This is a genomic window from Paenibacillus sp. GM2FR, from assembly GCF_002803325.1.
Lineage (GTDB): Bacteria > Bacillota > Bacilli > Paenibacillales > Paenibacillaceae > Paenibacillus_AQ > Paenibacillus_AQ lautus.
The window spans coordinates 1,857,758-1,870,617 of sequence record NZ_MKZM01000008.1; the positions used below are offsets into that span (position 1 = coordinate 1,857,758).

At 51.7% G+C, this 12,860-nt stretch carries 5 protein-coding genes; 2 read left to right on the top strand and 3 right to left on the bottom strand.

The annotated features are described in order from the left end of the window. The first annotated feature begins 14 nt into the window (after positions 1 to 14). On the top strand, positions 15 to 323 hold the full coding sequence (locus PAEVO_RS08500; RefSeq protein ID WP_133120313.1) for a hypothetical protein: 309 nt from the start codon (positions 15 to 17) through the stop codon (positions 321 to 323). Between the two features lie 491 nt (positions 324 to 814). Here the strand turns inward: PAEVO_RS08500 and PAEVO_RS08505 are convergent, their stop codons facing one another. The 3 genes from PAEVO_RS08505 to PAEVO_RS08515 form a co-directional block, all read right to left on the bottom strand. Further along, the gene (locus tag PAEVO_RS08505; RefSeq protein WP_100537156.1) at positions 815 to 4,993 is read right to left on the bottom strand and encodes a DUF4855 domain-containing protein; all 4,179 of its coding nucleotides are present in this window, start codon (positions 4,991 to 4,993) and stop codon (positions 815 to 817) included. 29 nt (positions 4,994 to 5,022) lie between these two features. Beyond that, on the bottom strand, positions 5,023 to 9,234 hold the full coding sequence (locus tag PAEVO_RS08510) for a discoidin domain-containing protein (RefSeq protein WP_165789638.1): 4,212 nt from the start codon (positions 9,232 to 9,234) through the stop codon (positions 5,023 to 5,025). Between the two features lie 1,184 nt (positions 9,235 to 10,418). Continuing rightward, positions 10,419 to 11,078 (bottom strand): TetR/AcrR family transcriptional regulator, encoded by a 660-nt coding sequence (locus tag PAEVO_RS08515; RefSeq protein WP_100537158.1) that lies wholly within the window; start codon positions 11,076 to 11,078, stop codon positions 10,419 to 10,421. 121 nt (positions 11,079 to 11,199) lie between these two features. Here PAEVO_RS08515 and PAEVO_RS08520 point away from each other — a divergent pair, with 121 nt between their 5' ends. Continuing rightward, positions 11,200 to 12,765 (top strand): FAD-dependent monooxygenase, encoded by a 1,566-nt coding sequence (locus tag PAEVO_RS08520; protein ID WP_100537159.1) that lies wholly within the window; start codon positions 11,200 to 11,202, stop codon positions 12,763 to 12,765. The last annotated feature ends 95 nt before the right edge of the window (positions 12,766 to 12,860 follow it).

Genomic DNA, 12,860 nt, shown 5'->3' on the forward strand with positions numbered 1-12,860 from the left:
ATTAAACATAATCTATGTCAAAAGGAATTGTTAAAACACCTTCAAGAGAATGCAGCCATGTCCTAAGATATGGAGACAACCTTGGAGGTGTTTTTGAGTTGGCAACAATATTCAGCTATCCTTTAAAAATGAAGAAGCACCCTCGAGATCCCCTTAATAATGAGCGATTTCAATGGGGCAATGTTCTTTACTCCCGACACCTTAAAGGTCGTCAAAAGCACAACCTAGAAATGATGTTTGATGAGTTGAGTTTCCAGAATGACGTACATAACAGGCCAGGATTCAATAAGCATGCGCTTTTGAATATATCACCTATAATGTAGTCTTATTTGTGTCAAATACCAACAATGTGGTCACTTTTGTGTCATTAGACATGATTATGGCCAGCCTGGCATTCTCTCCTACAAGTAGCTTTTCAAGTGTCGGAGGACACAAGAACTTGTACCTTTTGCCGTGTAACTGCCCTTTTCCCTCTTAGATTTCTTCCATTATCGTTTATTAAAAATAAAAACCCGTTGGAATTGATCATCAACGGGTTTTAAAAATTCAATTTTTTAACATATAGATCAACCGATTTTTGGAGTTGTTTATTCTCATCATCTGGTTTGCTCTTGACTAACATTGCAATTTTCTGAGGTGTAAATGAAAACATAGATTGGATTGCTTTCTTGCTTAGTTCATCCTGGTACGGTCAATTGTGCTTACCGGTTCATCCGTCCATTTACGGAGTTTTATTCTGTATCGTCGAAAAAGCACACCCCGGGCGCGTTGCCGCGCTAATCGGAATGTGCTTAGATCAATTGTTCCGCGTCTACTACTGCTGCTGCCCCTCGATTAATTGAAGAACGCGATACAAGAACGTCGCCGCTTCAGCCCTGCTGGTTGTACTCTTCGGCTTCATATAGCCATTAAAGCCCGTAACCAGCCCATACTCGAACATCGTTGCCACGCTGTCCGCAGCATATGGCGCAATCTGGCTCGCATCACGGAAGCCCTCAAGCGCCCCACCGGATGCGGACGGCTTTATGGCCCCCGTCGTTTGCAACGCTCGGGTCAGCATAACCATAGCATCCTGGCGGCTGATTGAATCACGAGGAGCGAAGTTAACTTCATTCACTCCTGAAGCGATTCCCAATTGCTTGGCGATGGACACCGCATCGTGGTAATAATCATTCGGCTTCACATCGGCGAACGTCGAGGCGATTTCGGCACGCAGGTCAAGCATGTTCACCAGCATCAAGATAAAATCAGCTCGCGTTACCTGATTTGCGGGGCTGAAAGTGCCCTTTTCGATCGAGGTGCCTTTGACGATGCCTCTTTCGGCCAGCTTCTCGATCGCCTCGCGCGCCCATTCATGCTTGCCAAGGTCGGTAAATGCAGCCGGATTCTTGCCGCCGATAGCATAGACGCCGATATGGTCGATGGAGAATCGCAGCATATCCTTGTCTTTGTCATAAGACGCGTCATTCATTGCCGCCGCGCTGTCGCCCATCAGCTCGAAAGCTTGCAAATCAACAGCTTGCTCTCCCGCTTGAAGCGAATACGGAATGGCAATCGAAATCGGTGCCTTCGCATTTTTCCAAGACAGAGCTTCACCGTCCAGTTGCAATGCAACTTCTACGATAGGCCTGTTGCCGATCCGCCCGGCCGCTTCGTTACTGCGATACTCGCCCGCATCATCGCTTACGATTACGAGCAGCTTTCCAGCATTCTTCTTGACTCCTGCCAGCATGTCACCAGTCAAAACAAGCTGAGCGTACGGCGTGGAGATATGCAAAATCAGATTAGACTGGTTCGTCAGATTAGCCGCCGGAAGCTCCAAAGCATAGCTCCCAGCCGCGTTCGATGACTTCAATTCAACATGAACATGTTTATTACCTTTGCTGTCGGCCACTGCCCTCTGAATGGCGGCATTTAGATCCGACACCCCGACCGTAGCGTCAGCCTGCTGACCGTTCATCGTCGGGACAAGCACGGCTTTGACTGAACCGTCCGCCTGCAACGTATACGGATCTTGCGCCTGACCGCCTCCACCGCTGCCACCACCGTTGCCACCACCGCCGCCTCCGCCGTTGCCACCACCGCCGCTTCCATTGCCTCCACCAGTCGTAGGCAGCTTGCGGTATTCGAAGGTTACCAGCTCGGGAGTCATCATGTCATCTGTTTCCAGCTCGACCGCATACAGTCCTTGCTCTTCTCCGGTCAACGTAAAGGTGATGCGGAAGCTTCCGTCATCCTCAGTGCCCGTCTGACCGGTATATTGAATGTTGCCTTTCGGGTCAAGCACTTTCACATACAAATGTTCTTTCTTGCCGTTCATGACCAGACCGTCAATCGTGACTTTCTTCGTGGAAGTGTCCACAGCGGCTTGTATGCCGTCCAACATCTTTAGCTCTTGCTGCGGGGCAAGATCGTACACGCCGAATTCATAGAAGGAATAACCGTAAAACGTTGCCCGATTCAATCCCTCAAACTTGATGTATCTTGCCGTTGTTGCCGGGAATACCAGGGTGTTCTTGCCGTCGGCAGCTTTAACCACGCCATTGTTGCCGACTTTCAAGGGCTCCCACGTCTGCTTATCATCCGAGACGCTCAGACGGTATTGGTCCGCACGCGCATATTCCCAATCGATTCGAATCGTATCGAAGGTTTGCTGGCTGTCCAGATCAACCTGGAACCAAGCCGTATCGCGCACTTCGCTCGCCCAACGCGTGGCCGGTGCGCCGTCCAACGCCTTCGCAGGCTCCAGACCTGCGGCCTCCGTCGAGGATGCCTCTGCTTCTTTATCTTGTGCGATGCTGCCAGCCTCGTAATACACACCTTCCTTCAGCGCCGTATAAGCGCCTTCCGTTACAAACTCAAGGCCTTTAGCTCCTTCCAGCTTCGCATTGAATGCCAGCAAATAGTCCCTGGCTTGCTCAGGGTCGCTCTCTTGCGTACGCTCCATCATGATCAAGGCGTTGCGCATAGCGCGTACCGAATCGGCATTGCTAAGCTGCTTGTTGTCCGCGTACTTATCAACAAGAGCCAATAGGCCTTCAGCGCCCAAACGAGCTTCTATTACGAATTTAACCGACTTGGATTTGGCAGCCGCCACGGTCAGCTCCAGCACATGCTTACCCGGCTTACCCGTCAGATCTACAACAGTTCCTTCCGTATAATGCTTGCCGTCATACTTGGCCGTAACTTTAACAATCCCGCTCCCGTCATCTCCCGGAATGGTCCAGGTGAAGGCGGCCTGTGTCGTATCAGGCACGATCGTATGCTCCGAGATCGGCTGCCCGTTCATGAGCGCTACAACATCGGGCGGGGCAGCGTCTTGCTTCTGATAAGTGCCTTTAGAGAATTGGTATAGCCAATCGTAAAGCACGCGGGTAGCAGGGTCTGTGCTTTTCGCCGCGTTGTATACAGCGTTGTTGCCTTGATAGTAAGCTTTATATCCATGCTGCATCAGACCGGTATCCACGCCGCTGTTCAAGTACTCGATGAACCGCTCGCGGAAGACGGCGTCGTTGATCATCCGGTCGTCGAATTCCAGCTCCAGCGACATGCCGTACCGCTTCGCCATATCCGCTGTATCCTCCAGACGCGAAGGGTCCAGTTTCTCGAAGAAATAGTTCGGCTGCAGAGATACGGCATCAATGCCGACATCCTTCCACATGAATGCCTTATAGGCCATAAAATGAGGAATCCAGAACAGCTTCAGGCCTGCGTTATGAACGATGTCGCTCGCTCTCTTGACCATCTCCGGCCCGGTTGCATGCGTGCTGATTTGTTCCTCCAGCCAATACATGCCGACGAGCTCCAGGTTCGAGTAGCCCCCAGCCGTCCATCTGGCTTGCACTTCATCGACCCACCACTGAATCGCTTTGGCCCTGTTATCCAGCGATGCGGCATCGCCGACCGCACCTACATCGAAGTTCAGATCCTCGCCGTCAATGCTGCCGAAGTCGGACTGATACTCGCCCGGTTCTGGAATCATCAGAACAACCTTCGTCTTATGGTCGGGCTCGCCAAGCTTAACGCCTGTCTCGACCGTCGCCTCGTTCAACGCGCTCATATCGCCGCCAGCGTTAAACGTTTTATCCAAATACCATTCCCATTCCTGTTTTCTGGCTTTGCCGGCCGCTTCTGTCGCTCCGAAGCCTCTGCCGTTATCCGATGTCAAGCCCAGATACAGCACGCCGTCGAACAGCCAATCGACAGGCTCTCCCTGCTCGTTCACATAACTGATATTAGGGATAGCCCGTTCCTTCGTCCAATTTCCTGTGCCGTCCGCGTAGTGTCCGTTATACAGCAAGCCCAGGTTTTGAATCCCGCCAGTAGCATCTCCAGGCTGCAGGAGGGCGTATGGCTCAGGCTGTACCGGCTGCGCTCCGGCGATCAAGCCATCCGCACCGGTAATCGTCACCTCGTCAATCATGCTCCATGCCCTCGGATGCATGGAGAACACGACTTTCACATACCGAGCGTATACGAGTCCTTCGGTATAATCGCCACGCTTGACAGCTCCAGTTTCAGGGCTGCCGTCCCATGCAAATGTCTCGATGTTGGTCTGGTCGCCCCATAACAACTGAGTTGCATTATGAGATAATACGCCCCAGCTCACCCCATCGTCCGACGCGTAGAACGAAACGGTGAGCGGCACAAGCGTTTCGTTGTTCGGCCAATCGTGCAGGAAACGCGCGCTCACCTCCTGAACCGTCTTTTGCTCGCCTAGATCAAACACAACCGAACGGGATTTCTTGCTCAGGTGGCCCACCCAGTTGCCGCTGTCACGCGAGGGGTCGGCGGCATTGCCGTCCGTCAGCTTCGTCCCGTCATCCGGGAAAGCGCCCTCCGGCTGTTCCGACCATGTGTACGTTTTCCCTTGGGCCAGATTATAAAAGCCGGTGCTTTCTCTGCCCGCCTCCTCCGCATTCACAGACGATATTAACGATAACAGCATGACCGGGACAAGCAGCAAAGCAGTCAAACTTCGTCTAGTTTTCACCTAATCTCACGCTCTCTTTCTATGCATAATTAGTTCTGCTCCTGTTCCTTCAACTCCGCAAGCGCATCAAGCATATTCAGAATAACGGTCACTGCTTCAGCTCTCGTCGCCGAGGCGGCCGGCGCGAACCGGTTGTCCCTGCGACCGTTCATCACTCCCGCCTCCTGGGCTGCTGCCACGTACGGCTTCGCCCAAGCCGGGATTTGATCCGCGTCCGCGTAAGAGAGCTCATGCCCTTTTGCAGTCTTCAGACCCAAGCCGCGAACAACCATTGCTGCCAGTTCTGCTCGACTAATCGAAACCTTCGGTCGGAATGTCCCATCCGCATAGCCGCTGATCAGTCCGGATTCCAAGGCTTGCGCAATATAAGGCTTCGCCCAGGTTTGAATCGAGCCTGCGTCCGCGAAGTCCAGCGAACTGTTCGCACCTTGCAGCTTCAACGCTTTGATCAGCATGACGACGAATTCGTCTCTTGTGACCGTCTTATTCGGCTTGAACGTCTTGTCGGTGTAGCCCGCTACGAATCCAAGCTCAACCGCCCGTTTGATGGACGCTTCTGCCCAATGGCTCGCAATATCGTTCAGCCGAACCGTTGTCGAGCCGCCGGTCTCCCCGCCGTTGCCGCTGCCGTTCTCGCTGCCATTGCCCGGATCTTCACCTCCCGGATTCGAACCGCCGTTTTGGCCTCCTTCCGGACCAGGAGTTACTGGAGTCGGAACCCATCCTCCGCCGCCGGAGCCAGGCAGCGCTTTGATTTTGATCTTGAACGTTTTCTCCGCGGATGCAGCTCCCTTGCTGATCGTCGCGGTCAGCACGACCTCCATGTCGCCTGACCCGCTTGACGGACGTTTCAACAACTGTCCATTCGCATTCAGGTAGTCGGGCTTCGAGCTGCTCCAGACGATGCGCGTACCGAACTGCCCTTTCTGCGGGAGGTAAAGGTTGGATGCGATACTTCCGTTTACATTAAGCTCGATCAGACCCATTACGTCTTCGATCGTTAGACGATCACGCGCAACGCTCAGCGCTGCATACGCCTGTTCTGCCTCAGGACGGGACAGCTGGGCGGTTTGAATAACCACAGTCGCTTGCCCAATCGCTTGCTGAAGCTGTGCCCAGCCCTCAGGAGAGTAATTGTCCTCCACAAGCTTGTCGGCCTCGATAGCCGTCAACAGGTCGATAATCGGCCGCAGATTGCCGAGCTTATATTCCTCGCCGTACACTTCAAATTCCTCAAAGGAATAGCCGAACATAGTAGCTCTGGACACGCCTTCGAACTTCACGTATCTGGCTGGCGTGCTCTGGAAGGTAGTCACGACTCGTCCCGGCTTTCCGTTAATCTCCCCGTTGCTGTCTTTCACAACGTTCGTCCAGTTCTCCTTGTCCTCGGACACGAGAATGCGGTACTTCGAACCATAAGCCGTTTGCCACAAAATTGATACAGCATCAATGTTCTTCACTTCACCTAGATCCACCATGAACCAGGTATCGTCCACCCATTCGCTGGACCATCTGGTATCCCCTCTGCCGTCCACCGCTTTATCCGCCGTGTAGGACGAGGATTCCGGCTGCGAGGATTCGGCTTGCTTATGCAAAGCCAGATTTCCATGCAGGTCCAAGTAGGTGTTCCTTATGATGAGTTCGTCAATCAAGCCTTTAAAAGCATCCGTTTCGCTGCCGATTTTGGCTACCGGCAGGACGAATGTTTCCAGCTTGGAGCCGTCTTTGAGAGTAGCCGTATATTCACTGCCGTTAATGAAGATGGAGGTCCCCGTGTCGTCGCCGATCATCATGACATGGGTCCAGCGATCGGTCGGCAGCTTATAATTGAATTCGCTGACGTAATTTTCTTTTGTGATGGCGATTTTGCCGCTGCCCCCAATGTTGTATTTCAGCTGTCCGTCCGGAGATTCCAGCAGCACAGCTCCTTGCGGGTTGTCAGCGTCCGGTTTGATCCACATGGACATCGTCCAGCCGAAACCAAGCGTGCGAAGCGGCGTTTCCACGTAGCTGGCCCCGCCGTTTAGCCTCACGGCTTGACCGAAGATTCCCTTCTCTGTGCCTGCATTCACCGCGTTGCCGTCAAAGCCGTTCCCCGAACGGTCCGCGAAGCCTTCGTCGAAGGTATAATCCAGCACGAGATGCCGCTCATTGTCGATTTGAAGCTGGTGTGACTGATGAACACCCGGCGGGTCCACGTACCTTGCGGCATCCGCCTGGAAGCTTGCGAAGTTCCGATCGATGCGGTTGCCTCTCCACAGCTTTTCCGCCAGCACTTGCATGGAAGGCAAGATCCTCTGATGCGAGTCCGCCATGGATACGCCTTTCTCTACGGACACATCGTTCCAGAGCGCGAACATGCCGCCTTTGACCTGCGGATGCGCATAAGGAAGCTTCGTTTCCAGCCAATCGTTAGGCTCCCACTCGTTGTAAATAAAATCGTAATTCAAATAGCTGCGGTACAGCTGCGGAACGATGTAGAGCAAATTCGTATTGGTATTGATAATATCGTAGCCGAGCTCCACGGCCTGCTGAGCGCTTCCGTACGGCTCATACCAGATGTCCATCGTCGCATTGTTGCTGACCGGCGTCGTGCCGTCGTATGCGGACAGACTGCCCCATAGACGGGCGCGTTTGCCTTTGCTGTTAATGTGGTTAAGGAGCATATCCACGTACCTGCGGAACGCCTCCTTGTCGTCGCCGAAATATTCATCCGTGCCGACGTGCACATCCGGGCCGACGAAGGTCGGATTGCTGCCATCGAGATACTCGTCAAAGAGTGCTTTAATGAAGTCGAGCGTTTCTGGACGATTGATATCCAGCTGATTGTTGCTGCCCAATTGAGAATCGTAGGCGATGAACGCGCCGGAGTGGCCTGGCGTATCAATTTCCGGCACGACGTTTACGCCGTATTCCATCCCAAGCAGCTGCAGGTCTCTGAATTGCTGTTTTGTATAATAGCCGTCCTTGCTCGTCACTCCCGGAAATTTCTCGCTCTCCAGACGGAAGTAACCGACATCGCCGACATCATCGTTCAGGTGAATCTGGAACCGGTTCATCTTATAGTAGGACATTAGCTTGACATAGTCCTGCAAAAACTCGATCGTATAAAACTTGCGGCCCACATCGAGCATAAAGCCCCGATCTGGGTATTTCGGATAATCGCGCGATTGCCCCTTAGGCATCGCCTTATGATCGGCAGCGTGGCCGAGAAGCTGTAAGATCGTTCTCGTGCCGAACATGACTCCCGTCTGCTCGGACGCAGCAACAGAAGCATACTCGCCGATAGTCAGCTCATATCCCTCTTTCCCCAATCCCGCTTGCATGGCATCCAGCATCAAATAGATATCTCCCTCTTGAGGAGAACCAACCTCAACTGTCAGTGACAACTTCGTTAAATCCAATAAGTCCTGCTGCAAAATGTCAGCCGTCCCCCGCAGAGCCGCTTCATCATCTGCGCGAATGACGATTTTGGATTTGTCCGACAAGCGGAACTCGCCGGTCGCGCCCAGCCACTCGCGCAAAGAAGGAATGACGCGCGGCTCCGGGTTCCTCTCGCTCGTCTGCTCATAGAGACCGGGTACAATGACTAGCGCATTATCCTTTAAGAGATATGTCGGATCACTGTCGCTCTCGATTTGCAGCAGCAGCTGAACCTGAGTATCGACAAGCGGCGCATGAATATTGCCCTGTACGTCGATCACCGGCAAGCTGTCCGTGTTCACCAGCGTCAGCGTATAACCTTCCGGTACAGCGGGCAGATTCAGCAGGGGATCCCCTTCGGAGACGACGATGCTGTTTTTCACCGCGTCCATGATTGGCTGCAGTTGCGGTCTGCCTTTGTATACCTCGAATTCCCAGAAGGAGTATCCGTAATAAACGCCTTCAATAGGACGCCGCGTCTCCCCTTGAAACTTGACGTATTGCGCCACTGTCGGCTCGAAATCGATCGTATCTTCACCCGGCCCGGACGCGACGAGCACGCGGTTGTCCGCGAATACGTTCCGCCAGGATACCGCATCGTCGGATACGAGAATTTGATATTGCTCCGCCGGAGTCTGCCAGTTGATGATGACTCTTCCGATTTCTACAGCCTCGCCCAGATCAACGTAAAACCACTGATCGTCCGTTCTTTCCGAAGACCAGCGGCTTGCATGTTCGGTGCCCCCATCGACCGCTTTTTCAGGTCCGAAAAAATCCACTTCGTTCGAGGACGAATAAGCCGTCTTCCCTAGAGCCATATTCCCTGTTGCGGCATTGGACCTCTCCGTTGGGGTGGTCACCATTATGAAAGCGGTAACAAATATGGCTAAAAAAATAACCCTCTGCCGTAAACCCACGAATATCCCTCCCGTTGTAATTTGCACGATTTACCACAAGCAACCCGCATGACCTTCCATGCTATTTGCTGCGGCAACTTCATTATAAGTAGAGGGCAAAGAAGCATCGATATACATGTGTTTACATTGCATATACACGTGTTTACATTCCATATACAAATGTGGACATTTGGCCTTCTACGGTGAATCAAGGCTAAGCATGCCAGCATTTCGATCATATCTGGTGCCACTATCAATGCGCCTTCCACTAAACTCGGACACAGTACTATTCGAGTCTCGTTAGATAGAAGTGGCTTTTCTTCATGTTATGGAATATCGAATCCTTCTATAGGTTCCGTCAGTTTGAAATATTCCTTTATATAATTCGGGTTTAAGACGCATAAAGAAACGCATTCGAGCAGCTTGTTCGATTCCAGTTCTGAATCGTCAACGACGATTCAATAATTCGCCTTCAAGCTTCTGACCGCCTTTTACGCGGAGTATTCGGAGCAGAACAAATTGAACCGCCCTGCCTTCGACAGAGGACAGGGCGGTTGCTTTGCTTTAAGGAAACATAATGGCCTGAACGGAGCATGCTCGCTTCCGAAAAAGCCGCAACGCCGCCAAAAAATATCTTAGTGTGACCCAATGTGTGGCCACGACTAAAAAAATCAATTTTTCAAGAAGTGAGGACACAAGCCAAAAATGTTACGAACGCAAAAACCGAAACGTACAGAGAGAAACAAAAATAAAAAAACCTTTTTACGTAAGGGTTTATCTGCATTTTGGTGGGGCGGCTATCTGCAAGCATTTTGAGAAAGCTGACAAATTGACCTTTAACTCCATACAAATTACAGCTGCAGGGGCCACAGCAGACACGCCGGCGACAGGCGAGATCTGTATCACCCCATGCTATCGGGTATAAAAAACAGAGCGATCCCTCCCAATGTGACTTCGCTCTGTTTTTATATTGCATCCGCCAACATTTTCTGAACATTAACGGTCATTTACTTGGAAATCAGTTTTGAAGTGCCTACACAACCTTAGCGTATATTTACGTTAAATTGGTGGCCCCACTAGTCTTTTATCGTTAAGCAAAATCGCAATCAGTATGATGGTTGATTTTCGTTTTGAACGGTGCGTTTTCCATAAGCGCAAAGAAATACGCGTACGCCTTCAGTGATGATACGTTTGGTTTGTTCCTTCTCCAAATCCCCTGCTTTTATCGGTTGATCAAATACCAATAAAAACGTTAAGGCGGCGAAGTGCTTTGTAGCCATTACAGGATCTGGCACATCGAGCAGTCCGTTTTGTCCAAACTCGGTAAGCCTCCTGATAATCCCCTCTTCCGTTGCGTTATCCAGCTTTTCTAAAAACGAGGCTGGCAGGTTGGCGGCTTCCATTGTAACCAGACGGATCAGAGCGCTGTAATCGGACGAACCGTTCGCAGAAGCTACGAATTGTTCGCAGAATAAGATGAGCGCCTGCTCCAGATCCTCGAATTCCCACAGGTAGTCTGATATCCCTTGCTTGATCATGTCCAGAACCGCCTGACTGGTTTCTTCCACAACAGCAAGCAGCAAGTTCTGTTTGTCGCCATAATAATCATAAACGGTCCTTTTGGAAACCCCCGCTCTAGCTGCGACCGCATCGACGCTGGAGCGATCAAACCCATCTGAAAGAAACAGATCTCGTGCCGCTGCAATAATTTTAGCTCGTTTGTCTGAAGAGCCTTTGCGGATTTTTTTGTTTTCCGTATTATCCATGCTTACGTTTCCCCCCTACAGGTATACTATCAAAAATGAGTTCCACTTTACAAATTATACTGCACGGTGTAGTGTAATTAATGCAACATATCAAAATCAATGATCAAGGAGGATTTTATCCATGAAAACCGTGCAGTCTTTTGTTGATGTTCTCATTGTCGGGGCCGGACCAACAGGGCTTACACTTGCCTGCGACCTTGCCCGTCGAAACGTCGACCATCGTATTATTGAACGAAACGCCTTATATAACGTAGCGTCTCGCGCCAAAGCAATCCAGCCCCGCTCGCTTGAGGTCGCCGATGATTTGGGGGCCGTTCGTTACATTATGGACACAGGGGTCGTGGATTTGCCTGTACGTTATTATAACGCAGATGGCAGGAGTGTGGACAAGCCGGCTATTACCGTTGCAGCCAGCATCGAACTGGAGACACCCTATCGTGATCCGGTCTGGATTGCTCAGTATGATGTGGAAAAAGCATTGCGCGACCGCTATGCGGCGCTTGGCGGTCAAGTCGAGTTGGGCGTGGAAGCTGTAGGGCTTGAACAGAATTTGGATGGTGTGACGGTAACCGTGAATACACCGCAAGGAGAAGAGCAAATTCGCGCTCGTTATGTGGTCGGCGCTGACGGGGGCAAAAGCAATATCCGCAAGTTTATTCAGTTGCCGCTGGTTGGAGAAACACACGATGATGAGCGATGGTATCTTGGCGATGTACGATTGGAAGGGTTGGATCGTGACCATATCCATATCTGGACATCTTCGGAGGGGATGGTCGGGGTGACACCGCTGCCGAAATCCGATATTTGGCAACTGCAGGCTACAATTCCGGCAGACATCGAAGAACCAGAACAGCCGTCGCTAGGGGCGTATCAAGCCATGTTTGACCGTCGCGCCGGGGCCGGACGTGTTCGGCTCACGGATGCTTCCTGGCTGTCCATCTACCGGGTCAACGTCCGTATGGTTGAATGTTACCGCAACAGACGGGTTTTCCTTGCCGGCGATGCTGCTCATGTTCATTCGCCAGCTGGCGGTCAAGGCATGAATACGGGGATACAGGACGCCTACAACCTCGGCTGGAAGCTGGCGGCCGTCATACGCGGAGCGGACATCGCCTTGCTCGACACGTACGATGAGGAGCGCCGCCCTGTGGCTCAAGCCGTGCTCGAGGACAGCACGAAAAAGATGGGAAAGGTTGTAGGAACGGCGACTGAAGGTGGAACGTTGTCCCAATCTTTGAGCACCATATCCGACGATCTGACGAGTGGGCTTCTCATTTCCTATCGGTCAAGTTCGCTTACCCGTCCGTCTGCTCGAACAAATGCTAACCGTTCATTTCCTGGAGATCGTGCTCCTAATGCTACGGGCCTGCAAGGTACCAGGTTTGCAGGAAGTGTCTTTGACCTATTGCGCGGTCCGCACTGGACGCTTTTGGCTTTTGTAAACTGCATCGATCCTTCTCTGAAGAACTTCACCAACGACGAACTCCATGTGCATTATATCCTGCCGTCGAACGTGGAGGGGGCGGAAGGCATAATAGACACAGCAGGGAATGCCTATAGAATTTATGATGTAGCAAGTGAAGAACTCGTGTTGATTCGTCCCGATGGTTACATCGCACTGCGTACCTCCTTTGATGATACCACATCGATTTTGAATTACTTGAATTTCATTTATCGCGAAAACTGATTTGGATAAGCCTGCGGCGATCTTTTAGAACATCTCAGGTGACTGCCGGCACTATTAATGAACTGAGTTTAAATTGATGATACGGAAAGGACTGT

Excerpts from the sequence above, each read along its gene's own strand:
- PAEVO_RS08510 (WP_165789638.1), bottom strand. The coding sequence starts at position 9,234 with ATGGCTCTAGGGAAGACGGCTTATTCGTCCTCGAACGAAGTGGATTTT.
- PAEVO_RS08500 (WP_133120313.1), top strand. The coding sequence starts at position 15 with ATGTCAAAAGGAATTGTTAAAACACCTTCAAGAGAATGCAGCCATGTC.
- PAEVO_RS08515 (WP_100537158.1), bottom strand. The coding sequence starts at position 11,078 with ATGGATAATACGGAAAACAAAAAAATCCGCAAAGGCTCTTCAGACAAA.
- PAEVO_RS08520 (WP_100537159.1), top strand. The coding sequence starts at position 11,200 with ATGAAAACCGTGCAGTCTTTTGTTGATGTTCTCATTGTCGGGGCCGGA.